The sequence below is a fragment of the Micromonospora sp. WMMD967 genome (assembly GCF_029626165.1).
Lineage (GTDB): Bacteria > Actinomycetota > Actinomycetes > Mycobacteriales > Micromonosporaceae > Micromonospora > Micromonospora taraxaci.
Genome location: NZ_JARUBK010000001.1, coordinates 2,511,114 through 2,534,779, shown reverse-complemented (window position 1 = coordinate 2,534,779; position 23,666 = coordinate 2,511,114). Strand labels below are relative to the sequence as shown.

The window sequence follows — 23,666 nt, the reverse complement described above, 5'->3', positions numbered from 1 at the left end:
GACCATCCGGTCGACGCGCCCTCAGCCATGTGCGGTGTGTGCTCGGATCGAGGTCACCGAAGGCGGGCCGGTCTCAGCCCTTCTCCAGGTACTCCGCGCGGTCCTCGTCCACCAGCGCGGCCACCGAGGCGGCCAGCGCCGGGTTGCGGGTCAGCTCGGGGTCGGCCTCGATCAGGGTGATCGCCTCGGCGCGGGCGTCGCGGATGAGATCCGTGTCCCGTCGCAGCGACAGCAGCCGCAGGTGTGAACGGTGACCGGACTGGGTGGCGCCCAGCACGTCACCCTCGCGGCGCTGCTCCAGATCCAGCTCGGCGAGCTTGAAACCGTCGCTCGTGGACGCCACCGCATCCAGCCGCTCCCGTGCCGAGGAGCCCTCGGCCGCCTCGCTGACCAGCAGACAGAGCCCGGCGGCGGCACCCCGCCCGACCCGGCCCCGCAACTGATGCAGCTGGGAGACACCGAAACGGTCGGCGTCGAGGACGATCATCACGGTCGCGTTCGGCACGTCCACGCCGACCTCGATCACCGTGGTCGCCACCAGCACGTCCAGGTCGCCGGTCGCGAAGGAGCGCATCACCGCGTCCTTCTCGTCGGCCGGCAGGCGACCGTGCAGCACCCCGATCCGCAGCCCGTGCAGCGGCCCCTCGGCCAGCAGCGGGGCCACCTCGGTCACCGCCAGCGGCGGCCGGCGGCCGTTGTCGTCCTCGGGTGGCGGCTCCTCGTCGGACACCGGCCCGTCCCCGATCCGGGGACAGACCACGTACGCCTGGTGGCCGGCGTTCACCTCCTCGCGCAGCCGACGCCAGGCCCGGTCCAGGTACGCCGGCTTCTCGGCGGCCGGCACGACGTGCGAGGCGATCGGCGACCGCCCGCGGGGCAGCTGGGAGAGGGTGGAGACCTCCAGGTCGCCGTAGACGGTCATCGCCACCGTGCGCGGGATCGGGGTGGCCGTCATCACCAGCACGTGCGGCGGCTGGTCGGCCTTGGCCCGCAGGGCGTCGCGCTGCTCCACGCCGAAGCGGTGCTGCTCGTCGACGACCACCAGGCCGAGATCGGCGAAGTCGACCCCCTCGTACAGCAGGGCGTGGGTGCCGAGCACGATGCCGGCGGCACCGCTGGCGACCTCGCCGAGCGCCCGCCGTCGCGCCGCCGCGCCCAACGAACCGGTGACCAGCTCGACCCGGGTGGCGTGCTCGGCCGAGCCCAGCTCACCGGCCCTGCCGAGCGGCCCCAGCAGGTCGAGCATGCCGCGGTGGTGCTGGGCCGCCAGCACCTCGGTGGGCGCCAGCAGCGCGGCCTGGCCGCCCGCGTCGACCACCTGGAGCATCGCCCGCAACGCCACTACCGTCTTGCCCGAGCCCACCTCGCCCTGCAACAAGCGGTGCATCGGGTGGGGTGCGGCCAGATCCTCGGCGATCTCCACGCCCACGTCGCGCTGGCCTTCGGTCAGCTCGTACGGCAGACGGGCGTCGAAGGCCTCCAGCAGCCCACCCGGGCGGGCCGGGCGGGGTCGGGCCGGCCAGTCGGCTGCCCGGTGCTTGCGCTGCACCAGTGTCAGCTGGACGGCGAACGCCTCGTCCCACTTGAGCCGCCGCCGTGCCCGGTGCAGCGCCTCCTTGCTGGACGGCCGGTGGATCTCCTTCAGTGCGGTGCCCAGCCCGACCAGCTTGCGGCTGGCGCGCACGTCGGCGGGCAGCGGGTCGTCCGGCGGGGTGAACGTGTCCAGCACGACCCGTACGCACCGCGCGATCACCCAGGTCGGCAGGGCCGCGGCGGCCGGGTAGACGGGGATCAGCGCGCCGGCGAACTCCTCGATCTCGTCGCTGACCGCCGCCTCGCCTTCCCCACCCTCGCCGAGCAGCACGTACTCCGGGCCGTTGAGCTGTCGCTTGCCCCTGAACTCGGTGACCTTGCCGGCGAACAGCCCCCACCGCCCGGGACGCAGCTCGCGCTCCCGCCACGCCTGGTTGCCGAAGAACGTCAACGTCAGCACCCCGCCGGAGCCGTCGCCGACAGTCACCTCCAGCAGGTTGCCCCGCCGCTGCCGCATCGGACGCACCGCGGTGCGCTGCACCTGGGCCAGCACTGTGACCTGCTCGCCGACGTCCAGCGAACGAATGTCGGTGTGCTCGCCGCGCTCGTCGTAGCGGCGCGGGAAGTGGTAGACCAGGTCACCCGCCGTGTGCAGGTCGAGGTGCGCGGCCAGCGCCTTGGCTGTCTTGTCCCCGACCAGCTTCTTCAACGGAGTGTCCACGGTGGCTGGTTCGCTCATTCGATCCCTACCAGGAGCGGATAAAACGGCTGGCCGCCCGGGTACGCGTGCACCTCGACGAACGGCCAGCGACTCTCGACGTGGGCGCGGACGGCGTCGGTGAGCCCGGCCGGCGCGTCCAGCCCGGCCAGCAGGGTGACCATCTCGCCACCGCCGCCGAGCATCCGGTCGACCACCGCGGCGCAGGTGTCGGTGAGGTCGGTGCCGATCAGGTGCACCTCCCCCTCGACCAGCGCCAGCACGTCCCCGGGCCGGCACGGGCCGGCCACTGTCAGCGCCTCCCGGCTGGCATGGCAGACCTCGGCGTAACGGCACGCGCCGGCCGCCTCGGCCATCGCGATCACGTCGTCCTCGAAGCGGCGGTCGCCGTCGCGGACCGCGAGGGCGGCGAGCGCCTGCACCGGCGAGCGGGTCGGCACCACGCTCACCCTGATGCCGTGCCGGCGGGCCTCGCGTGCCGCCGCGCTGGCCACAGCCTCCGTGTTGGCGTCGTTGGGCAGCACCACCACCCGGGCCGCGCCGGTGCTGCGGACGGCGTCCAGCAACTCACCCGTGGACGGGTTGCCCGGCACCACCGTCGCGCCCTCCGCGGCGAACAGCTCCGCGATGCCGCCCCCGGTGGCGACCACCACCGCGGCCCGACCGGTCGCCACCGGCCCGGGGAGCGGCTCCGACTGGTCGGCGAAACGGGTCACCGAGATCCGGTACGGGCGACCCGCGGCGACCCCCGCCTCGACCGCCGCGCCCACGTCGTTGACGTGCACGTGCACGTTCCAGGTGCCCTCCGGCTCCCGCCCGTCGCCGACGACGACCAGGGAGTCACCCAACGCGTCCAACGCCCGGCGCAACCCGTCGACCGCCTCCGCCCGGGCGTCGAGCAGGAACTGCACCTCGTACGCGTACTCCTCGGAACCGGTCTCCCGGGCGGCGGTGGCCGCCGGACGGGCGGAGCGCGGCGTCGGCGCGGGGTGGGTTGCGGTCTCGCCGGTGAGCACCGCGACCAGGGCGTCGAGCAGCACACAGAGCCCTCGGCCGCCGGCGTCCACGACACCCGCGCGGGCCAGGGCCGGCAGTTGCTCCGGTGTCCGGGCGAGCGCCTCGGTCGCGGCTCGGGCCGCCGCGCGGGCCACCGCCGGCAGATCGTCGGTGTCCGCCTGGTCGGCTGCCGTGGCGGCCGCCGCGACCACGGTGAGCAGAGTGCCCTCGACCGGCCGGGCGACAGCTGTGTACGCGGCCGCGGTGCCGGAGCGCAGCGCGGCGGCCAGCTCCCGGCCCCGCACCACCGGTGCCACGGCGACCTCGTCGGCGAACCCCCGCAGGATCTGCGAGAGGATCACGCCGGAGTTGCCCCGCGCGCCGAGCAGCGCGCCCTGCGCCATCAACCGCAGCGCGTGCCCGTGTGCGGTCGGCCCGCTGTGGGGCAGAGTGTCCAGGTCCATCGCCAGTGCCTGCTGGGCCGAGGTGAGGGTGAGCACCAGGTTGGTGCCGGTGTCGCCGTCGGGCACCGGATAGACGTTGAGCTGGTCGATCTCGCCCTGGTGGCGCTTGAGCGCGGCCAACCCGCTCGCGCACCAGCGGCGGACCGTGGCGGCGTCGAGGGTGTCCAGCACGGGCAGAAGCCTACTGGCGCGCACCGACACGCGCCGGAGTCGTCCGGCGTGTCCCCCGCGTCCCGGTCCGGCGGTCACCGCAACGCGGCCCGGGCCCTCCGGTAACCTTGCCGCCGGGCCGGCCCACTCTCGGGCGGACGGGCCCGCGACCAGGTGAGAGCCGGAGCACAACCGAGCGCCGGACCGGGCCGGTTGGCCGGGTCGGCGAGTCATCGGGTAACCTGACCAGGTTGCCCGGGCAGCACCTGCCGGCGACCCCGTGAACGTATCAATCCCAGGAGTATCCCGTGGCTAGCGTGTGCGACGTCTGTGGCAAGGGACCGGGCTTCGGCCACAACGTGTCCCACTCGCACCGGCGGACCAACCGCCGCTGGAACCCGAACATCCAGTCGGTGCGTACCCCGGCCGGTGGCGGCAACACCAAGAAGTTGAAGGTCTGCACCTCGTGCATCAAGGCCGGCAAGGTCACCCGCGCCTGACGCGGTAGCACCCACTTTCTCGTACGGCTCAGCCGGCGGACCCTGAGGTCCGCCGGCTGAGTCGTGTGGTGGGGGCCGCTCGCGGTCAAAGGGTGCGGCCGAAGGAGACGCAGCCCTCCGCGTCCTTGTAGAAGCCGAAGTTCGGGATCCGCTCGTATCCGGCGGAGCTGTACATGGCGATCGCCTCGGGCTGCTTGTCCCCGCACTCCAGGACCACCCGCTTGCGGCCCTGCTCACGCGCCGAGCGCTCGACGGCGGCCAGGACCGTGCGGGCCACGCCCCGGCCCCGCGCCGCCGGCGCCGTGTACATCCGCTTCAGCTCCGCGGTGTCCGCACCGTGGCTGCGCCAGCCACCGCAGCCGACCGGCTCACCCGCCAGGTAGGCGACCAGGAACGCGCCGTCCGGCGGCTCGAACTCGGTGGCGTCCACCGGGGTCTCGTCGCCGGAGCCGCCGTAGCGGGCACCGAGGTCGGCCAGTGCGGCTTTGATCAACTGCTGCGCCACCGGTGCGTCGAACCGCACCACCCGGATCTCGATCTCACTCACGGTATCCAGGGTACGGCGGGCGTCGGACCCTAACGGAAGTGGTCCCAGCCGGTCGGGCCGTCGTAGGGCGCCCCGTCGACCGTCACACCGGCACCGTGCGTGACCACGCCGATCGGCCGCCACTCAGGCGGCAACGCCACCGCCGGGGGAAAGGTCGCGGCCAGCGCGTGGTCCTCGCCACCGGCCAGGATCCAGGTGTACGGGTCGACGCCGAGCGCCTGCGCGGCGTCGGCCATCTGCCGGAGCACCTCGAAGGCGTCCCGGCGTACGTCGATGGCCACCCCGCTCGCCGTCGCCACGTGCCCGAGGTCGGCGAGCAGCCCGTCCGACACGTCGATCATCGAGGTGGCGCCGAGTTTGGCGGCCTGCGGACCGGCCGGGTAGGGCACCTGCGGCCGCCGGTACGCCTCGACCAGCACCCGGGGCGTGCGGAAACCCCGGGTGAGCACGGTCAGCCCGGCTGCCGCGTACCCGGTGCGCCCGGCCAGGGCGAGCACGTCCCCGGGACGGGCGCCCGACCGCAGCACCGGCGGACGCCCCTCCAGGTCGCCGAGGGCGGTGACCGCGACGGTCAGCGTGGGGCTGGAGGACATGTCCCCGCCGACGACGCTCGCGCCGACCGACGACGCCTCCGCGGACAGCCCGTCGGCCAACCCTTCCGCCCAGCCGGTCTCCAGGTCCGCCGGCATGCACAGGGCGACCAGCAGGGCCGTCGGCGTCGCGCCCATCGCCGCGATGTCCGCCAGGTTGGCCGCCGCCGCCTTGTGCCCCACGTCGAGGGCCGAGCACCAGTCCCGCCGGAAGTGTCGCCCGTCCACGAGCACGTCGGTGGAGGCCGCGACCCGGCCGTCCGGCGCGGTCACCACCGCCGCGTCGTCACCTGGCCCGAGCAGTGTCGTCGGCCCGTACGACAGTCGAGCGGTGATCTTCCCGATCAGCCCGAACTCCCCGATCCCGGACACGCTGACGCCACCATCGGCGTTCCGCCCGTGCCGCCCGGCCCCGCCCTGCTCGCTCACCGCTGCTCCTTGACCACCGATAGGGATCAGACCTGGTCCGTAAGGTAGTTTCACCCTTCGGGCCGCTCCCGGGCGGCGACGGACGGAGGTCGAGTCGTGGTACAGGCGTACATCCTCATCCAGACCGAGGTCGGCCGCGCACGTGACGTGGCGGGTCTCATCGCGGACATCCCCGGCGTCGTACGGGTCGACGCCGTGACCGGGCCGTACGACGTGGTCGTCCTCACCGAGGCGAACACCGTCGACGAGCTCGGCAAACTCATCGTCAGCAAGGTGCAGATGGTGCCCGGCATCACCCGCACCCTCACGTGTTCGGTGGTGCGGCTGTAAGTGGACGAGATGACGACCTCCTCCTCCGCTCTGGACGACGACGGCAAGCGCGAGACGGCCGACGGCACGCGCGAGACGGCTGACGGCACGCGCGAGACGGCTGACGGCACGGGTGGGCCGGCTGACGGTAACCGCGAACCGGTCGACCCGGCCGCCGCCGCGCCGGCCGGTCGGGACCGGACCATCCGCGGCGCCGCCCTGCTGGCCACGGTGATCGCGCTGCCCATCACGTTGCTGGTGGCCGTGCTGGCCTTCACCAAACTCGCCCCGGACACCCCGGCCGCCGCGCCGAGCCCGTCCGCCAGCAGCGCCCGGGTGCAGTCCACCACTCCGGTGCAGATGGCCGCCCCGGCGCTGGCCGCCCGCCCGGCCACCGTCTGCCGGGCTCTGCTCTCCCAGCTTCCGGCGAGCATCCGCGATCTGGCCCAGCGGCCGGTGACCGCCGGCCCCGAGCAGAACGCCGCCTACGGCGACCCGGCGCTCACGGTGGCCTGCGGCGGCGCCGAGCCGACGTTCCCCGACACCGACGAGGTCTGGACGGTCAACCGGGTCTGCTGGCACCTGGCCGAGCAGGCCGACGCGGCAGTGCTCAGCACCGTCGACCGGGAAACACTGATCACCGTGCGGGTCCCACGCTCGTACGAGCAGCCGTTGCAGTGGGTGCCGACCATCTCCAGCACGATCGTGGCGACGGTGCCGTCCGGCGGCGCCATCCCGTCCGGCTGCCAGCGCTGACGCTGAGCGGGCCCCGCACCGGCTGACGTACGCGGGCGGGGCCGGCCGGCTCAGTGCAGGCCGATGCCGCGCCGCTGGGCGGTACGGATCAGTCGGTTGACCAGCTTCGGGTATTCCAGGCCGGAAGCCGCCCACATCCGCGGGAACATCGACGTCGGGGTGAACCCGGGCATCGTGTTGATCTCGTTGAGGTAGACGTCCAGCTCGGGCGTGACGAAGAAGTCCGCCCGGGCCAGGCCGGCGCAGTCCAGCGCGGTGAACGCGCGGACGGCGTACTCCTGCACCTGACGGGTCACCCGCTCCGGCAGGTTGGCCGGGATGTCGTACTCGCACGAGTCGTCGAGGTACTTCGCCTCGAAGTCGTAGAAGTCGTGGTCGGTGACGACCCGCACCTCGGCCAGCACGGACGCCTCCGGCGCGCCGCCGGCCTCGCCCTCCAGGACCCCGCACTCGATCTCGCGGCCGATGATCGCGGCCTCGATGATGACCTTCGGGTCGAACTTCCGGGCGGCGGCGACCGCGTCGTCCAGTTGCGCCCAGTCGCTGACCTTGCTGACACCGAAGGACGAGCCGGCCCGGGACGGCTTGACGAAGACCGGCAGGCCGAGCCGCTCCTTGTCCTGCTCGCTGAGGGTCATCCCGTTGCGCAGCACCGCGTACGTGCCGACCGGGATGCCCTCGACGGCACACAGCTTCTTGGTGAACTCCTTGTCCATCGCGGCGGCCGAGGCGAACACGTTCGCCCCGACGTAGGGGATGCCGGCCATCTCCAGCATTCCCTGGATGGTGCCGTCCTCGCCGTACGCGCCGTGCAGCACCGGGAAGACCACGTCCACGTCGGCCAGCACCCGCGGACCCTCGGTGGGGTCGAGCACCATCAGCCCGTTGCCGGTGGGGTCGGCGCGCAGCACGATGTCGTCGCCGGATTCGGCGGTGATCTCCGGCAGCTGGCGGGCGTTGATCGCGAGCTGGGCGGGATCTCCGTCGGTCAGCACCCACTGGCCGGCCCGGGTGATGCCGACGGGCACCACCTCGAACTCGTCCGGGTCGAGCGCGCCGAACACGCTGCCGGCGCTGACGCAGGAGATGCCGTGCTCCGGGCTGCGGCCGCCGAACACGATCGCCACGCGGGTCTTGCCTGGGGTGGTCACTCCGGTCACCTCTTCGTACGCGACTGCGGCTGGTCGTGCTCGCCGGTGGCGCTCACCCGGTTGACCTTACTGTGCGTGGCGGCAGAGCGAGGCGATACCCGGCGAGCCGCAGCACGACACGGCAATCGGTCAACAAGAGATATACGGTGCGTGACGGGACAGTGGCTGTCTCGTAGGCCGCTGACCTGGGCCTATTCAGTCCCGGGAGTGCCGCCGACCGACGGCTATCACCTTGACCCGCTGTCGGCCGGCCCGCACCATGCCCAACGCCATGAACGCTCCGGCGATCCGGTCGGCGGCCTCCCGACTGTTGGCGCCGACCACCTGACGACGCCGCTCCGGCGCGACCCGCTCGTTGCGCTCGATGCCTTCGACCGGGCGTACGTCGGTGAGCACCACGAGGAAGCGGGTCATCGAAAGCCGCCCGCGTCGCACACGGCGGGGGGCTGCGGGCAGGTTCCCACGTCGTCTCCTTCCGGCGGGCCGGGATGGAGGGGCGGCACGCGACGATCGGGTACGGGGGAGAAACCCGATCGCCGCGCGCCCCATCCCCTCCGGTCGCTCACCACCACCGTCGCCACGACAACCGGCGGTGAGGACGCGATAACAGATTGACACGTGTACAGCCGTGAATGCAACTCTCATCGGCGTTCTCTCATGCAGACGTTCCCGCAAATGTGTGCGACCATCGATGTATGGCCCCCAAGACCGCCCGCGCCCGCCGGCTCGGCATCGCCCTGCGCCAACACCGGGAAGCCGCCGGGCTGACGCTGGAGACCGCGGCGGATGAGATCAACAGCACCCGCAGCACCCTCTCCCGGTACGAGAACGCCCAGACCCTGATCACCCCGGCCACCGTGCGCGCCCTGCTCACGTCGTACGGGGTGAGTGCCGAGGAGGTGGCCGCAGCGGTGCTACTCGCCAAAGACGCCCGCAAGCCGGGATGGTGGGTGTCGTACTCGTACCTGCTGGATCCACGCACGATCGACTTCATCGCGTTGGAGGCCGAGGCGACCGCCATCGCCAACTTCGAGCCCTCGGTGGTGCCCGGCCTGCTGCAGACCGCCGACTACGTCCGTGGCGTGATGCGCGGCGGGCCGCACACCCTCGGCGACGACCTGGTCGAACAGCGGGTCAAGATCCGGCTCGACCGGCAACAGCGCCTCACCGGCGAGAACCCGCCCATCTTCGACGCGATCATCGATGAGGGCGCGCTGCTACGCCCCGTCGGCGACCAGTCGGTGATGGACGGGCAACTGCGACACCTGGTCAAGATGGCCGAGCTGCCGAACATCAGCGTCCAGGTGATCCCCCTGTCGGCCGGTTACCACCGGGGCACGCGGGGCTCACTGCACATCCTCGAGTTCGCCGACCCGGAGGATCCGATCATCGCCTCGGTGGAGACCGTGGCAGGTCAGATGATCCTCGACCGGGCCGGCGAGACGCGTACCTGCACCAAGATCATGGAGCATCTCCGAAGCGTGGCGCTCAGCCCGGCGGACAGCCGCGAGATGCTCCTGTCAGCCCTGAAGGGACGGTAGGACCGATGACACCGACAATCACAGCGGCCTTGGCCGCGGCGGCGTGGCGCAAGAGCAGCCGCAGCGGCGACGAGGGCGCCTGCGTCGAGGTTGCCGCGCTGCCACGGCTGGTGGCCGTCCGCGACTCCAAGGACCCGGCCGGCCCGGCCCTGCTGTTCGCAACGGCCGCGTGGGCGGCCTTCGCCCAGGCGCCACCGCGCCCCTGACCAGACCCCCACACACCACTCACCGAACCGGACAACCCACCTGCCGACCGCCCGCCGCGCCGCCTGTCAGGCGCGGCGGGCCGGGTCGGGACGCGACGTACCCAGACGCGGCCCGGGACCACGCCCCCGGGCCAATGGCACCAACGACAAGGCAGGCTGCTGGCGCGGCAGATGCGGGCAGGCTCAGGCCACCAGCGGGCGAGGCTCCGGGGCCGCGCGCAGCCTCTCCAGAGCGGCGATCGCCACACCCCGGGCACCGGCCATGTCCCGGTCCGGCACCAGCGCGAAGGTGGCCACGGCCGCCTGCTCCTCGCGCAGCACCGTGTGCTCGCGGACCGTCGCCAGGAACCAGTCACGGAACTCCGGTGCCGCCTCGACCACCCCACCACCGACGAAGTACGCGTGCGGGTCGGTGAAGTTCGCCGCCACCGTGAACAGCCGCCCCAGCGCCATCGCCTGCTGGGTGAACAGATCCCGCGCGAGGGCGTCGCCCCGTTCGCCGTACCCGCGCACCAGCTTCGCCGCCCGAGCCACCGGTTCGGCGGCGAGCGGATGGTCCGGGTACCGGGTCAGCCAGTACGGCAGCAGGTTGCGCTCGATGCCGGTCAGCGAGGCGACGCTCTCGACGTCACCGGTGAAGCCGCAGGCACAGGTGGGCTCCGGCTGGCCCGGGCCGAGCAGCCCGGTCAGCGGGACGTGCACGTGACCGAGCTCCCCGGCCATGCCGGCCGCACCGGCGATCACCCGGCCACTCTCCACCACGCCGCCACCAAGGCCGGTGCCGACGATCGCGGAGACCGACGACCGGGTCATCGCCTCGGCACCGAAGTGCACGTGGTGGGCGTAGAGCGCCGCCGCGTTGCCGTCGTTGTGGTAGATCACCGGCAGGCCGAGCCGTCGTTCCAGCGCTCCGCGCACGTCGAAGCCCCGCCAGGCCGGCTGGGAGAAGTTGGTGGAACCCCGGGACGAGATGACCCCGTCGGCGCTGGCCGGGCCGGGAGTGTCCAACCCGACCGCCTGGACCAGCTCGCGCGGCACCCCGGTCTGCGCCAGGGCCCCGTCCAGCGCCCGGGCCAGCGCCTCGATCGCCGCGTCCGGGCCGGCCTGCACCTCGCTGGGGATCTCCAGCAGCCCGTCGACCAGGAACCGGCCGTCCACCGTCAGCACTGTGGCGTTGTTGCTCGTGCCGCCGTTGTCCAACCCGACGACCACCGGCACCCCTGCGCTGCCCACCGAAACCGCCTCCCGCCGTCATGAGTGTGAGCCGAGGCTAGTGCCAAGCTCTCTCCCCCGCCACGCCCGGCCACCGAGCCCAGCCCTTCCCCGTCGATCATGGAGTTCTGGTGGGGGACAAACACCGTGCTGTGGTGCCAACTGGACACCAGAACTCCATGATCGACCGGTTCGACCCGGGCCGGGGGTCAGGTGGGGTTTTGGGCTACCACTGCTGTGGCGTCCAGGTCTTCGTCGTGGCGCACTCCGGGGATCAGGCCGGCGGCGCTGAACGCGGCGCAGAGCGCGTCCACCTGGGTGGTGCCGGCCTCGACCACCAGGTGCCCTCCCGGGGTCAACCATTCGGCGGCGTCCACGCCCACCCGGCGCAGCACGGAGAGACCGTCCGGCCCACCGTCGAGCGCCACCGGGGCCTCGTGCAGCCGCGCCTCGGGAGGCATCAGCGCCACCGCCCCGGTCGGCACGTACGGGGCGTTGCAGACGACGAGGTCCAGCCGACCCCGCCACCGCGGCGGCAGCGGCGCGAAGAGGTCGCCCTCGTACACCTCGACGTTCAGCCCGCCCACGTTGCGCCGCGCACACGCCACCGCCGCCGGGTCGATGTCGGCGGCGGCCAGCCAGCGTGGCGTGAGTCGGTGTGCCAGCGCGACGGTGGTGGCCCCGGACCCGCAGCAGAGGTCCACGACGGCCGGGGCCGGGACGGTGACCTCGGCCGCCACCTGGACCAGCAGGGCGGTCCGGGCACGTGGCACGAAGACGCCGGCGTCGACGGCGATCCGGAGGCCGGCGAACTCGGCCCACCCGAGCAGATACTCCAGCGGTTCACCGGCCACCCGACGGTCGGTCAGGTCGACCAACGTGGCCGGGGAGTCGGCCGCGGCCAGTAACAACTCGGCCTCGTCCTCGGCGTAGACGCAACCGGCGGCGCGCAGCCGGCCCACGAGAGCGGCCCGGTCGGTCGGGGACGGTGGTGGCACCGGCGGCCTCAGACCGGCCCGGCCACGTCCAGGGCGGCGGCGATGTCGGCCACCAGGTCCGCGGTGTCCTCGGCCCCACAGGAGAGCCGGACGAAGCCCGGCGCGGTGTCGTCGCCCCACTGCTCCCGGCGGTCCGCCGTGGTGTGCAGGCCACCGAAGGAGGTCGCCGCCGCCACCAGCCGGGCGGCCTCGATGAACCGGCCCACCCGTTCGGCGCTGCCCAGGTCGAACGAGAGCACCCCCGGTATCCGGCGCATCTGGGTCGAGGCCACCGGGTAGGCCGGGTCGTCCGGCCGCCCCGGCCAGCGCAGGCCCGTCACATCCGAACGGTTGGCGAGCAGGTCGACGACGGCTGCGGCGTTCGCGCTCTGCCGGGCCAGCCGAAGGTCGAGGGTGGCCAACGACCGGTGCGCCAGCCAGGCGTCGAACGCCCCCGGAACCGAACCGGTGGTCGTCCGCCAGGTCGTCACCGCGGTGATCAGCTCTTCGGACCTGCTGACCAGGTAACCCAGCAGCAGGTCGGAGTGGCCGGTGAGCGCCTTCGTGCCGGAGGCGACCACCAGGTCGGCGCCGAGGTCGAGTGGCCGCTGCCCGAGCGGGGTGGCCGTGGTGTTGTCCACCGCGAGCAGCGCGCCGGCGGCGTGCGCCCTCTCGGCCAGGGCGGCCACGTCGACCACGTCCAGGCCCGGGTTGGCCGGCGTCTCCACCAGCACCAGCCGGACCCCCTCGAACGACGGGTACGGCCCGACGGTCGGCACGAAGAGCACCCGGACGCCGATCGCCTCCAGCACGTCGGTGGCGAACGCCCGGACCGGGAAGTAGCCGTCGGTGGGCAGCACCACGGTGTCCCCGGGGCGCAGCACTGTCAGCAGCAGGCCGGTGATGGCCGCCTGACCGGTGGCGAAGACGCGACACTCACCGCCCTCCAACTCGCCCACGGCGGCCTCCAGCAACCGCCGGGTCGGGTTGTCCGGGCGACCGTAGCCGTTCGGCGACGCGCCAGGGCCCTGGAACGGGTCGAGGTGGTACGGCGCGGCGAAGACCGGCCCCGGCAGGAACGGGTCGCCCGGTTTCGCCTCCGGCAGGCCGGCGCGTACGCAGCGGGTGCCGTCTCCCAGCTCGCTCATCGGATCCTCACTCGTACGACTCGGGCTTGGCGGTGCGGCTCATCAGGGTCTCCACGGCGAGGCGCGGGTCCATCCCCTCGTGGCAGATCCGCTCGACGTGCTCGGTGATCGGCATCTCCACGCCGTGCGCGCGGGCCAGGTCACGGATCGCCAGGCAGCTCTTCACGCCCTCGGCGGTCTGCCGGGTGGCGGTCTGGGCCTGCTCCAGCGTCTCGCCCCGGCCCAGGTGCTCCCCGAAGGTCCGGTTGCGGGCCAACGGGGAGGAGCAGGAGGCGACCAGGTCACCCATGCCCGCCAGGCCGGCGAAGGTGATCGGGTCCGCGCCGAGCGCCACGCCCAGTCGGGCCGTCTCGGCCAGCCCTCGGGTCATCAGCATGGCCCGGGTGTTGTCGCCGAAACCCATCGCCGTGGCGATGCCGTACGACAGGGCGATCACGTTCTTGACCGCACCGCCCAGCTCACAGCCGATCACGTCGTCGTTGGTGTACGGGCGCAGGTACGGCGTCCGGATCGACGCCTGCACGAGCGCCGTACGGTGACCGTTCGTTCCGGCGACCACTGTCGCGGCGGGCTGCTCGGCGGCGATCTCCGGGGCCAGGTTCGGACCGGACACCACGACGACCCGGTCGGCGGCGACGCCGGCGGTCTCCACGATGACCTCGCTCATCCGCTTGGTGGTGCCCAGCTCGATGCCCTTCATCAGAGACACCAGGGTGGAGTCCGGGTGCAGGTGCCCGGCCCACTCGGCGAGGTTGCCCCGCAGGGTCTGCGACGGCACCGCGAGGACCACCAGCTCGGCGCCGGTGATCGCCTCGGCGGCGTCGGCGGTGGCGGTGACCCGGGCCGGCAGCAGCAGGTCCGGCAGGTACTCCGGGTTGCGGCGCTCGGCCCGGATGCTCTCGGCGACCGGCGCACGACGGGCCCACACGGTCACGTCCCGGCCCGCGTCGGCCAGGATCTTGGCGAAGGCGGTGCCCCAGGAACCGGCGCCGAGCACCGCGACGTGCCCGCTGCCTCGCTCGCTCATGCCGCTTCGCCCTGCTGCTCACGGCCGGCGGAGGACCGGGCCGGTCGCTCCCACAGCGGCGGCGGTGTGCCGCCACGGATCTCGGCGAGCATGTCCCGCAGCCGCAACATGATGGTGTCCGTCATCTCTTCGAGGGTGGCCCGGGTCGGTGGGGAGTCCGCCCACCGGCTCAGGTCGATCGGTTCCCCGGCGACGACGGTCACCGGGATCCGGGGGCGCAGGCTCACCCGGCTGGTCCGTGGGTCGAAGATCCGCTCCGGCCCCCACATCACCACCGGCACGACGGGCGCGCCGGTGGCCAGGGCGAGCCGGGCCGCGCCGGTCTTGGCCTTCATCGGCCACAGCTCCGGCTGCCGGGTGGTGGTGCCCTCCGGGTAGATCACCACGGCACCGCCCCTGTCGAGCGCGCCGACCAACGCGTCCAGCGACCGGACCGCGTCGACGCTGCCCCGCTCGACCGGGATCTGCAGGCACCGGTGCAGGATCCAGCCGACCACCGGCACCCGGAACACGCTGGCCTTGCCCAGGTACTGCGGCCAGCGCCCGGAGTCGTAGATGAAGTGCGCGGAGACCAGCGGATCGGCGTGCGAGAGGTGGTTCGCCACAATGATCACGCCACCGTCGCCGCCGAGGTGTTCCTGGCCACTCCAGGTCCGGCGGGTCCACACGGTCATCACGGGCTTGACCAGCCCCACGGCGAACCGTTGCCAGAATCCCAGCCTTCGCCGTGCCACTGTGCCTCCTCGTCGCGCCCCAACCCCGCCGCGAAACCCCGCCCGCGACACCCGCAGCGGAAATCATGCCTGCTCGCCCCCGGTACGGCCAGCGAGGGTCCCGTCGTCCGGCTGGCAGGATTGCGGACGTGAGTCAGCCGAGGTGGGCCGTGGTGGTGCCGGTGAAGCATCTGGGCGCGGCCAAGAGCCGGCTGCGGGGCGCGCTGTCCGGCGTACCCCACGAGGATCTGGCGCTGGCCCTGGCGGCCGACACCCTCCGGGCGGTGCTGGCCTGCCCGGCGGTCGCCGAGGCCCTGGTGGTCACCGACGACGCCCGGGTGACGGCGGCGGCGCGGGCGGCGGGCGCGCGGGTACTGCCCGACGGGCCGGACGCCGGCCTGAACGCGGCGTTCCGGCATGGCGCCGCCGGGGCCACCGCCGGGTGGGTGGCCGGGCTCACCGCGGACCTGCCGGCGCTGCGCCCGGCCGAGCTGGCCGGCGCGCTGCTCGCGGCGCAGAACGGTCGACCGGGGGTACGCCGTTTCGTGCCGGACGCGCCCGGCAGCGGCACGGTCCTGCTCACCGCCCCTCCCGGAGTTCCGCTGGCCCCCCGTTTCGGGGTGGGCTCGGCGGTCGCGCACGCGGCAAGCGGGGCGCTGCCCCTGACCGGGGACTGGCCCAGCCTGCGCCGGGACGTGGACACTCCCACGGACCTGGCCACCGCCATCAGGCTCGGGCTGGGGCCGCACACCGCGGCACTCGTCGCCGCCGGTCATCCCGCACGCTCCGCGGGCTGAGCCGCCCGGCCCGCACCGCGGGCTGAGCCGCCCGGCCCGCACCGCGGGCTGACCCGGCGGGTGTACGGTGCCAGCATGCAGGGCACGGTGGCCAGCTACGACGCGGCGACGCGCAGCGGTGTCCTGCTGCTCGACGACGGCACCGAGATGCGCTTCCCCGCGCGGGCCTTCGACGCCTCCGGGCTGCGGCTTCTCCGGCTCGGCCAGCGGGTGCACATCGACACGGATACCGACGGCACGGTCGTCCGGGTGACATTGCCGACGATGATCTGAACCGTCGAGCCCAAGTTCATTTTGCGTTCACCGTAATCGGGTGATTATGAGCGGGTGAGCACCCCTCGCGAGAACCCGGCCCGCCAGCCCTCCTCCGATCTCCGCAACGGTTCCCGCGCGCGCGGCACCGACGGCCGCTTCCGCCCGTCCCGCGCCGAACGGGCGGGCGCCGCCCGCGCCGACACCCTCGCCGACGACCCCGGGGCCGCCTCCTCCGGGCTGGACGAGGTCATCGAACCCGCGCCGACCAGCGACGAGGTGGACTCCCCCGCCGTCGCCGGCGCCCACCAGGTCCTGCCGGACGACCTCCCGACCGCCGCCGCGGCGCAGGACGACGAACCGCCCGCGCCGCTGCCCGAGGACCGGTTCCTCAACCGGGAACTCTCCTGGCTCGACTTCAACGCCCGGGTGCTCACCCTGGCCGAGGACCAGAGCACCCCACTGCTGGAAAGGGCCAAGTTCCTGGCGATCTTCGCCAGCAACCTGGACGAGTTCTTCATGGTGCGGATCGCCGGGCTGAAGCGGCGGCTCTCCGCCGGCCTGCCGGTGCGCGGCGGGGACCGGCTGCCCCTGCGTACCCAGTTGGAGCTGATCGCGGAGCGCACGGCAGCGCTGGTCGCCCGGCACGCCGCCTGCTTCGTGGACGACGTGCTGCCGAAGCTGGCGGCCGAGGACATCCGCATCCTGCGCTGGGGCGAACTGGGGGACCCGGAGCGGGAGCGGCTACGGACCTACTTCCGGGAGCACATCTTCCCGGTGCTGACCCCACTCGCGGTGGACCCCGCGCACCCGTTCCCGTACATCTCGGGGCGGTCGCTGAACCTGGCGGTGGCGGTTCGTGACCCCGACGGCGGCTCCGAGCTGTTCGCCCGGGTGAAGGTGCCCAACAACGTCCCCCGTTTCGTCCGGGTGGACCGGGACCAGCCGGGCGTACGGATGTTGCCGGTGGAGGACCTGATCTCGGTGCACCTGGGGCAGCTGTTCAGTGGCATGCAGGTGGTCGAGTGCCACCTGTTCCGGGTCACCCGTAACGCCGAGGTGGAGGTCGACGAGGACCGCGACGAGGACCTGTTGCAGGCCCTGGAACGGGAACTGGCCCGGCGGCGGTTCGGCCCGCCGGTCCGGCTGGAGGTGGCCGCCTCCATCTCCGACCACATGTTGGAGCTTCTCGTCCGCGAGCTGGACATGGACGACCAGGACGTGCTGCGGGTGCCCGGGTTGCTGGACCTGTCCGCGCTGTGGCAGGTCTACGGCGAGGCCGACCGGCCGGACCTCAAGGACCCGCCGTTCGTGCCGGCCACCCACCCCCGGCTCGCCGAGGGCGAGGTGCCGCGCAGCGTCTTCGCCACCCTGCGCGACGGGGACATCCTGGTGCACCACCCGTACCACTCGTTCGCGACGAGCGTGCAGCGCTTCATCGAGCAGGCCGCCGCCGACCCGAACGTGCTGGCCATCAAGCAGACCCTCTACCGCACCAGCGGCGACTCCCCGATCGTCGACGCGCTTGTCGACGCGGCCGCCGCCGGCAAGCAGGTGGTGGTGCTGGTGGAGGTGAAGGCCCGCTTCGACGAGGTGGCCAACATCGGCTGGGCGCGCACGTTGGAACGGGCCGGCTGTCACGTGGTGTACGGCCTGGTCGGCCTCAAGACGCACTGCAAGACCGCGCTGGTGGTGCGCCAGGAGGGCAACCAGATCCGCCGCTACTGCCACATCGGCACGGGCAACTACCACCCGAAGACCGCCCGCCTGTACGAGGACTTCGGGATGCTCACCGCCGACCCGGAGATCGGCGCGGACCTCACCGACCTGTTCAACGTGCTCACCGGCTACAGCCGGCAGACCGCGTACCGACGGTTGCTGGTCGCTCCGCAGGGCATCCGTACCGGCCTCATCGAGCGCATCGAGCGGGAGATCTCGCATGTCCGCCTGGGCATGCCCGGTCTGGTCCAGTTCAAGGTCAATTCGCTGGTCGACGAGGGGGTGACCGACGCGCTGTACCGCGCCTCCCAGGCTGGCGTCCACGTCGACCTGCTCATCCGGGGAATGTGCACGCTGCGGCCCGGGGTGCCCGGGCTGTCGGAGAACATCCGCGTGCGCTCGATCCTCGGCCGATTCCTGGAGCACTCCCGGGTCTTCCGGTTCGGCAACAACGGCGAGGCCGAGTTCTGGATGGGGTCGGCGGACCTGATGCACCGCAACCTCGACCGTCGGGTGGAGGCACTGGTGCAGGTCAGCGATCCGATCGCCCGCGCCGAACTGGACCAGGTGCTGACCGCCGCCATGAGCCCCGACGTGGACGCGTTCGAGCTGTCCAGCGACGGTAGCTGGACCCGGCACACCGGCGCCGACGACAACACCCGCGAGCATCTACAGGAAGTGTTGTTGCGCCGCGTCGGTGGCACGGCCGGCTGACCGATCACCGCATAGGCTGGGTTGATGGTCGAGGAGGAGCAGAAGTACGAGGTGGACGACGCCTACGTGCTGCCGGACCTGGCCGCCACGGCACCGTCCGGGGGCCGCGTTCGGGCGCTGCCACCGGTGACGCTCGTCGCCCGCTACCTCGACACCGTCGACCTCAGGCTGGCCCGCGCCGGTGCCTCGCTACGCCACCGCCGGGGCGACGAGCTGCCCTGGACGGTGAAACTGCCGACCGGCACACCAGGCGTCCGGCACGAGGTCTCCCGCCCGGGGCCGAAGGGGCAGCCGCCGCCGGAGCTGGTGGAGCTGGTCACCGTCCTGCACCGGGGGGCATCGCTGGCCCCGGTGACGGTGGTCCGGACGGTCCGGCACGCGTACGAGGTGTGCGACAAGGCGGGCACGGTTCTCGCCGAGGTGGTGGACGACCGGGTGACGGTGCTGGACGACTCCGGCGCCACCACCGACACGTTCCGCGAGCTGGAGGTCGAGCGCAAGGACGGCGACCGGGCGCTGCTCGACCGGATCGGCTCCGTGCTGCGCGAGGCCGGCGCCCAGGGTGGGTCGTTCACGCCGAAGCACGTACGGGCGCTGGGCGAGGCGGCACAGGCCGATCCGGACCTGGTCGCGCCGGACGGGCTGCCCGTCGAGCCGACAGCGGGTGACGTGGTGACCGAGGCGCTCCGTAAGGAGATCCGCCGGCTGCTGGCGCACGACCCGCTGGTCCGACTACGCGCCCCGGGCGCCGGCGGCGACACCGGTGTGCACCAGATGCGGGTGGCCTGCCGACGCCTCCGCAGTGACCTGCGCACCTTCAAGGCCCTGGTCCGCACGACCTGGTCCCGGCCACTGCGCACCGAGTTGCGGTGGCTGGCCGGTGTCCTCGGCGCGGCCCGCGACGCCGAGGTGTTGCGCGCCCGGCTGCGCACCACCGCCGAGGCGGATCCGCTCAGCCCGCTCGACGGGGACGCGGTGGACCGGCTGGACGAGGTGCTCGCCGCACGGCAGCGATCGGCGCTGGCCGCCATCGACGAGGCGTTGCGCAGCCCCCGCTACCTGGCCCTGGTGGACTCCCTGGTGCTGGCCTCCGCCTCGCCCCGGCTCACCCGCCGGGCAACCGCGCCGGCGGCGGAGGCGCTGCCCGCGTTGGTTGCCCGCCCCTGGGCTCGGCTCACCGGCCCGGACGGCGTCGACGGGCTCGACGCCCGGTCGCCGGACGACAGGTGGCACGCCGTTCGCAAGGAGGCCAAGCAGGCCCGGTACGCGGTCAACGCGGTGGCACCGACGGTCGGCAAGGGCGCGCGCCGGCTGGCCCGTGCCCTGGCCGGGGTGCAGGACGTGCTCGGCGAGCACCAGGACGCGGCGGTCGCGGCGGACACCTGGCTGGAGATCGCCGCCGAGCTGCCGGACGACCACGAGCTGGCCGTCACCGCCGGTCGGCTCGCCGAGCGGGAACGCGCCTCCGTACACCGGATGCGGTCGTCCTTCCCGGCGGCCTGGCACCGGGCCACCCGGCGGCGGCGCACGAGTTGGCTGCCGTGACCGGCATCCGCGCGGCGGGTGGGGTGGCCTGGCGGCCGACCGCCGACGGCGTCCGCGTCTGCGTGGTGCACCGCCCCCGCTACGGCGACTGGACGCTGCCGAAGGGCAAGCTGGAGCCGGGCGAGCACGCCCTGGCGGCGGCCGTCCGCGAGGTGGCCGAGGAGGCCGACGTGCGGGGTGTGCCGCAGGTCCGGCTGCCGTCGGTGCGGTACCGCAGCGAGGGGCAGCCCAAGCTGGTCGACTACTGGTCGATGCTCGCTGTCGCGAGCGGGGGTTTCCAACCGGGCACCGAGGTGGACGACATCCGCTGGCTCGCCGTGGACGACGCGATCCGCCTGGTCAGCTACCCCCACGACGCCGAGGTGCTGGCGGCGTTCGCCGCGCTGCCGCCGGTGACCGCCACCGTCGCGCTGGTCCGGCACGCGCACGCCGGTAAGCGGGCCACCTGGTCCGGCCCGGACGTCGGGCGCCCCCTGGACGCCGAGGGATGGGCCCAGGCGACCGCGCTGGGCGGGCTGGTGGCCCTGATCCGGCCGTCCCGGTTGGTGTCGGCGTCACCGCGACGGTGTGTACAGACCCTGGACCCGGCCGCCGCGCTGCTCGACCTGCCGATCGAGGTCTGCGGCGACCTCGACGAGCCTCAGCCCGGCCAGCAGAGCGACGAGCAGATCCTGGCCACCGCCGCCCGGCTGCTGGAGTTGGCCACCGCCGGCGGCCAGGCCGCGGTGTGCAGCCAGGGCAAGGTGCTGCCGGGTGCCCTGGAGCAGCTGACCGGCCGCGCCGACGAGGACTTCAGCACGCCCAAGGGCGGCGGATGGCTGCTCGCCTTCACCGCCGACCGTCTGTTGGCCGCCGACCGCTTGTAGAGCCCCTCAGCGGGGCGGGAGGGCCACTGTCACCGCGACCGGCAGGTGGTCGCTGGCGGTGCTGCGGGGCGCGACCGGGTCGCCGGGGGTCAGACCGGGCGAGACGAAGATGTGGTCGATCTGTTCGCGGGGGTCGTCGGCGGGGCTGGTCGCCAACGGTCGGGCGGCAGCCAACGCGTCGACCAGACCAGCGGCCGTGAACTCCCCGAACGCCTCGTCCCCCGGCTCGGTGTTCAGGTCGCCCGCCACCACCAGCGGTCGACCGGCGGCGTACCGGACGGCGAAGTCGGCGACCGCGCGGGCCTGGACCACCGGGCCCTGCCCGGGCGGCGGTTGCAGGTGGGTACTGACCACCGCGACACGGACCCCGTCGCTCAGGTCCAGCGTCACGCCGAGGGCCTGCGCCCCGGTGGGCGCACCGACGGCGGGCAGCGGGATGCTCCGCGCGTCGTCCATCGGCCAACGGCTGAGCACGGCGTCACCCCACACGGGGTCAGCGGCCGGCCCGAAGACGTACGGCATGCCGAGCCGGTCGGCCACCACGTCGAGGGTGTCGTGCCCGCCGTTGAGCAGCCAGGCGCGGTCCACCTCGCTGAGCAGCACCACGTCGGGGCGTTGCCGCTCCACCACCTCGGTGAGCCCGGTCAGGTCGAACCGACCGTCCAACCCGAAGCCCATCCGGATGTTGTACGCCACCACGGTGAGCCGCTCCGGTGGGCCGTCCCGGTTGCTGGCCACCGGAACCTCGTCGGCGACCACCGGTGCCAGCAGCGCCAGCGCGGTGACCGCAGCGGCAGCCCGTAGCGGCGGAAACGGCCCTGGGAGCCACTGGACGACGGGTTGGGCGGTGAACGCCACGACCGCGACCAGACCGGCCACCACGACGGGCACCGCCGCGTTGGGGTACCCGAGGTCGTAGGCGGAGTAGTACCCGACCGCCCCCAGCGCGAAGACCAACATGCCGACGGCCACCGCGTACCCCCGGCGGGCCGCCGTCGCGTCAGCGCCGTCCCTCGCGGTCACCCTGCCCGTCGGCCCGGTCTCCGCCGTCTCGTCCGGGCGGTCGGCGTCGTCGGTCAGCGCGAGGCAGGCACCGAGACCGACGGCGGCCAGCAGGACGGCCGGGACGAGCAAATCGCCCCGGTCGCTGGCGAACAGCAGCGCGCCCACCAGCAACGCCACCGGCCCGTACGCGCGGCCCCACCCCCGGGGTGGCCGGGTCGACGCGGTGAACAGGAATGCGGCGACCGCCACCGGCACCGGCGCCAGGCCGCACAACGGCGAGCCCGCCACACCGTCGCCGGCGAACAGATACGACATCCCGGTCCGGGCCAGCGCCGGGGAGAGTGCCACCATTCCGGCCAGCAGCAGCGCCGGACCGGCCAACAGCCAGGCCCGCGCGCCACCTGCACCGACCCGCCCGCCACCGTCGTCAACACCGCCGCCGGCCCGCGCTGCCCGCTGTGCCGTGCCGAGCAGGAACAGCAGCACCGCGACGGAGCTGACCAACCACGCCACCCAGGTGTCCCACCAGACCACGTCGACGGTGTCCCACACCGCGTGCAGGGCCGCGTTGACCGCGAAACCCAACGCCAGCCCCGGAACCGGACGGTCGGTGTCGGCGGCGACGCCGACCAGCCAGACCAGCCCGGCGAGCAGACCGGCGGTGGCCAACCAGAGTTGCGTACGCCCACCCGGCGCGGCGGTGAGTGCGAGCCGGGCGACGGCGAGGGCAACGGCGGCGACCACCACGACCGGCCGGGCACCGACCCGGCGGACCACCGCGGGCGCGCCCAACGCGAGCACGAACCAGCCGAGAGCGAACGCGCCCATCAACTCGGCCGGGGTGGACGCCGCCTGGCCGAAGATGGTGATGATGCCGGGCAACCAGACCCGCAGCACGTCGATGAGGAGGACGACGCCCAGCGCGAGCGTCCCGGTGGTGAGCTGGCGGTAGCGCACCGGCGCCCCACTTCCCGTCGACGGGCCGGCGGAGGGGGCCGGCACGGCGATTCTGCGCGAGGGGACCGGACGGGTCAACGGTCCGCGTACGCTGAAAGGGCGCCCACCAACGGGTGGACGCCCTTTCGTAGTGGGTCGGTCAGCGCTTGCTGGCCGCCTTCTTGGCCGGAGCCTTCTTCGCCGGCGCCTTCTTTGCCGCCGTGCTCTTGCTCGCCGCCGCCGTGGTCTTCTTCGCCGCGGTCGACTTGGTCGCCGCGGTGGTCTTCTTCGCCGCGGTCGTCTTCTTGCTGGCGGCCGTCTTGGTCGCCGTGGTGCTCTTGCTCGCCTTGGCCGGGGCGGTCTTCTTGTTGGCGACCGTCTTGGTCGCCGTGGCGGTCTTGCTCGCCTTGGCCGGGGCGGTCTTCTTGCTGGCAGCCGTCTTGGCCGCGGTCGCCTTGGTGCCCGCCGCCTTCGTGCCGGTCGCCTTGGCTCCCGCCGCCTTGGTGCCGGCCGCCTTGGCCGTGGCGGTGCTCGTGGTGGCCTTCTTCGTCGCCACCGTGGCCTTCGGCACCTTGCCGCTGGCCACCATCTCCTTGAACCCGGCGCCGGGGCGGAAGGTCGGGACTGACGTCTTCTTGACCTTCACCGCCTCGCCGGTACGCGGGTTGCGCGCTGTTCGCGCACCACGCACACGCTTTTCGAATGCTCCGAATCCGGTGATCGCCACCTTCTCGCCCTTGGTGACCGCCGCCTGGACCTCGGTGAGGACCGCGTCGAGCGCGGCCGTCGCCATCTTCCGGTCCCCCAGGCGAACGGCGAGCGCCTCGATGAGCTCGGCCTTGTTCACGACTTCCTCCCGATTGTG

23 protein-coding genes are annotated in these 23,666 nt (G+C 73.2%); 10 read left to right on the top strand and 13 right to left on the bottom strand.

Going from position 1 to position 23,666, the window contains the following annotated elements; all coding sequences use genetic code 11:
* Window positions 1-73: 73 nt before the first annotated feature.
* Complete coding sequence (recG, locus tag O7631_RS11935; RefSeq protein WP_278144301.1) at window positions 74-2,272, bottom strand: ATP-dependent DNA helicase RecG; 2,199 nt, start codon at window positions 2,270-2,272, stop codon at window positions 74-76.
* A complete protein-coding gene (locus O7631_RS11930; protein ID WP_278144300.1) occupies window positions 2,269-3,882 on the bottom strand; it encodes a DAK2 domain-containing protein in 1,614 nt (537 codons plus the stop codon). The genes recG and O7631_RS11930 overlap by 4 nt, the downstream gene beginning before the upstream one ends.
* A gap of 287 nt (window positions 3,883-4,169) precedes the next feature.
* Between O7631_RS11930 and rpmB the strand changes: the two genes are divergently transcribed.
* A complete protein-coding gene (rpmB, locus tag O7631_RS11925; protein ID WP_011905179.1) occupies window positions 4,170-4,361 on the top strand; it encodes a 50S ribosomal protein L28 in 192 nt (63 codons plus the stop codon).
* An 85-nt stretch (window positions 4,362-4,446) separates the two neighbouring features.
* On the opposite strand, the gene O7631_RS11920 is transcribed toward rpmB, so the two are convergent.
* Both O7631_RS11920 and O7631_RS11915 read right to left on the bottom strand, forming a co-directional pair.
* Window positions 4,447-4,908 carry a GNAT family N-acetyltransferase gene (locus tag O7631_RS11920; RefSeq protein WP_278144299.1) on the bottom strand — a complete coding sequence of 154 codons (462 nt, stop codon included), beginning with the start codon at window positions 4,906-4,908 and terminating at the stop codon, window positions 4,447-4,449.
* Between the two features lie 29 nt (window positions 4,909-4,937).
* Window positions 4,938-5,870, bottom strand: coding sequence for a thiamine-phosphate kinase (locus O7631_RS11915; protein WP_278147912.1), 933 nt, complete (start codon window positions 5,868-5,870; stop codon window positions 4,938-4,940).
* Between the two features lie 153 nt (window positions 5,871-6,023).
* Between O7631_RS11915 and O7631_RS11910 the strand changes: the two genes are divergently transcribed.
* Together O7631_RS11910 and O7631_RS11905 are read left to right on the top strand one after the other, a co-directional pair.
* Window positions 6,024-6,257 carry an Lrp/AsnC ligand binding domain-containing protein gene (locus O7631_RS11910; RefSeq protein ID WP_030487446.1) on the top strand — a complete coding sequence of 78 codons (234 nt, stop codon included), beginning with the start codon at window positions 6,024-6,026 and terminating at the stop codon, window positions 6,255-6,257.
* Window positions 6,258-6,992 carry a DUF3515 family protein gene (locus O7631_RS11905; RefSeq protein WP_278144298.1) on the top strand — a complete coding sequence of 245 codons (735 nt, stop codon included), beginning with the start codon at window positions 6,258-6,260 and terminating at the stop codon, window positions 6,990-6,992.
* 50 nt (window positions 6,993-7,042) lie between these two features.
* Here the strand turns inward: O7631_RS11905 and O7631_RS11900 are convergent, their stop codons facing one another.
* Together O7631_RS11900 and O7631_RS11895 are read right to left on the bottom strand one after the other, a co-directional pair.
* Window positions 7,043-8,143, bottom strand: coding sequence for a D-alanine--D-alanine ligase family protein (locus O7631_RS11900; RefSeq protein ID WP_269680675.1), 1,101 nt, complete (start codon window positions 8,141-8,143; stop codon window positions 7,043-7,045).
* Between the two features lie 195 nt (window positions 8,144-8,338).
* On the bottom strand, window positions 8,339-8,557 hold the full coding sequence (locus tag O7631_RS11895) for a hypothetical protein (RefSeq protein ID WP_088991877.1): 219 nt from the start codon (window positions 8,555-8,557) through the stop codon (window positions 8,339-8,341).
* 281 nt (window positions 8,558-8,838) lie between these two features.
* Between O7631_RS11895 and O7631_RS11890 the strand changes: the two genes are divergently transcribed.
* Entirely contained in the window at window positions 8,839-9,684 is an 846-nt protein-coding gene (locus O7631_RS11890; protein WP_278144297.1) for a helix-turn-helix transcriptional regulator, read from the top strand.
* A gap of 5 nt (window positions 9,685-9,689) precedes the next feature.
* Window positions 9,690-9,890, top strand: coding sequence for a DUF397 domain-containing protein (locus O7631_RS11885; RefSeq protein ID WP_145785116.1), 201 nt, complete (start codon window positions 9,690-9,692; stop codon window positions 9,888-9,890).
* A 183-nt stretch (window positions 9,891-10,073) separates the two neighbouring features.
* Here the strand turns inward: O7631_RS11885 and O7631_RS11880 are convergent, their stop codons facing one another.
* From O7631_RS11880 to O7631_RS11860, 5 genes are all read right to left on the bottom strand, one after another.
* Complete coding sequence (locus O7631_RS11880) at window positions 10,074-11,123, bottom strand: ROK family protein (protein ID WP_145785117.1); 1,050 nt, start codon at window positions 11,121-11,123, stop codon at window positions 10,074-10,076.
* A gap of 188 nt (window positions 11,124-11,311) precedes the next feature.
* Entirely contained in the window at window positions 11,312-12,100 is a 789-nt protein-coding gene (locus O7631_RS11875) for a putative protein N(5)-glutamine methyltransferase (RefSeq protein WP_278144296.1), read from the bottom strand.
* An 8-nt stretch (window positions 12,101-12,108) separates the two neighbouring features.
* The gene (locus tag O7631_RS11870; protein ID WP_278144295.1) at window positions 12,109-13,227 is read right to left on the bottom strand and encodes a cystathionine gamma-lyase; all 1,119 of its coding nucleotides are present in this window, start codon (window positions 13,225-13,227) and stop codon (window positions 12,109-12,111) included.
* A gap of 7 nt (window positions 13,228-13,234) precedes the next feature.
* Entirely contained in the window at window positions 13,235-14,254 is a 1,020-nt protein-coding gene (locus O7631_RS11865; protein WP_278144294.1) for an NAD(P)H-dependent glycerol-3-phosphate dehydrogenase, read from the bottom strand.
* Entirely contained in the window at window positions 14,251-14,988 is a 738-nt protein-coding gene (locus O7631_RS11860; protein WP_278144293.1) for a lysophospholipid acyltransferase family protein, read from the bottom strand. The genes O7631_RS11865 and O7631_RS11860 overlap by 4 nt, the downstream gene beginning before the upstream one ends.
* A 128-nt stretch (window positions 14,989-15,116) precedes the next feature.
* On the opposite strand from O7631_RS11860, the gene cofC reads away from it, so the two are divergent.
* The 5 genes from cofC to O7631_RS11835 all read left to right on the top strand — a co-directional run bounded on the left by cofC (window position 15,117) and on the right by O7631_RS11835 (window position 20,860).
* A complete protein-coding gene (gene cofC / locus O7631_RS11855; protein WP_278144292.1) occupies window positions 15,117-15,764 on the top strand; it encodes a 2-phospho-L-lactate guanylyltransferase in 648 nt (215 codons plus the stop codon).
* A gap of 75 nt (window positions 15,765-15,839) precedes the next feature.
* Complete coding sequence (locus tag O7631_RS11850) at window positions 15,840-16,037, top strand: cold-shock protein (protein ID WP_278144291.1); 198 nt, start codon at window positions 15,840-15,842, stop codon at window positions 16,035-16,037.
* Window positions 16,038-16,091: 54 nt separating this feature from the next.
* Entirely contained in the window at window positions 16,092-18,449 is a 2,358-nt protein-coding gene (locus tag O7631_RS11845; protein ID WP_278144290.1) for an RNA degradosome polyphosphate kinase, read from the top strand.
* A gap of 24 nt (window positions 18,450-18,473) precedes the next feature.
* Window positions 18,474-19,994, top strand: coding sequence for a CYTH and CHAD domain-containing protein (locus tag O7631_RS11840; RefSeq protein WP_278144289.1), 1,521 nt, complete (start codon window positions 18,474-18,476; stop codon window positions 19,992-19,994).
* The gene (locus O7631_RS11835; protein ID WP_278144288.1) at window positions 19,982-20,860 is read left to right on the top strand and encodes an NUDIX hydrolase; all 879 of its coding nucleotides are present in this window, start codon (window positions 19,982-19,984) and stop codon (window positions 20,858-20,860) included. The genes O7631_RS11840 and O7631_RS11835 overlap by 13 nt, the downstream gene beginning before the upstream one ends.
* A gap of 6 nt (window positions 20,861-20,866) precedes the next feature.
* Here O7631_RS11835 and O7631_RS11830 read toward each other — a convergent pair whose 3' ends face one another.
* Window positions 20,867-22,867 carry an endonuclease/exonuclease/phosphatase family protein gene (locus tag O7631_RS11830; protein ID WP_278144287.1) on the bottom strand — a complete coding sequence of 667 codons (2,001 nt, stop codon included), beginning with the start codon at window positions 22,865-22,867 and terminating at the stop codon, window positions 20,867-20,869.
* A 94-nt stretch (window positions 22,868-22,961) separates the two neighbouring features.
* Window positions 22,962-23,648: an HU family DNA-binding protein gene (locus O7631_RS11825; RefSeq protein WP_347403502.1), complete on the bottom strand. Its 687-nt coding sequence runs from the start codon at window positions 23,646-23,648 to the stop codon at window positions 22,962-22,964.
* Between the last annotated feature and the right edge of the window lie 18 nt (window positions 23,649-23,666).

Bases quoted from the DNA above. Each gene is read 5' to 3' on its own strand.
- O7631_RS11885 (WP_145785116.1), top strand. From the start codon at position 9,690: ATGACACCGACAATCACAGCGGCCTTGGCCGCGGCGGCGTGGCGCAAG.
- O7631_RS11840 (WP_278144289.1), top strand. From the start codon at position 18,474: ATGGTCGAGGAGGAGCAGAAGTACGAGGTGGACGACGCCTACGTGCTG.
- recG (WP_278144301.1), bottom strand. From the start codon at position 2,272: ATGAGCGAACCAGCCACCGTGGACACTCCGTTGAAGAAGCTGGTCGGG.
- O7631_RS11850 (WP_278144291.1), top strand. From the start codon at position 15,840: ATGCAGGGCACGGTGGCCAGCTACGACGCGGCGACGCGCAGCGGTGTC.
- O7631_RS11890 (WP_278144297.1), top strand. From the start codon at position 8,839: ATGGCCCCCAAGACCGCCCGCGCCCGCCGGCTCGGCATCGCCCTGCGC.
- O7631_RS11895 (WP_088991877.1), bottom strand. From the start codon at position 8,557: ATGACCCGCTTCCTCGTGGTGCTCACCGACGTACGCCCGGTCGAAGGC.
- O7631_RS11865 (WP_278144294.1), bottom strand. From the start codon at position 14,254: ATGAGCGAGCGAGGCAGCGGGCACGTCGCGGTGCTCGGCGCCGGTTCC.
- O7631_RS11870 (WP_278144295.1), bottom strand. From the start codon at position 13,227: ATGAGCGAGCTGGGAGACGGCACCCGCTGCGTACGCGCCGGCCTGCCG.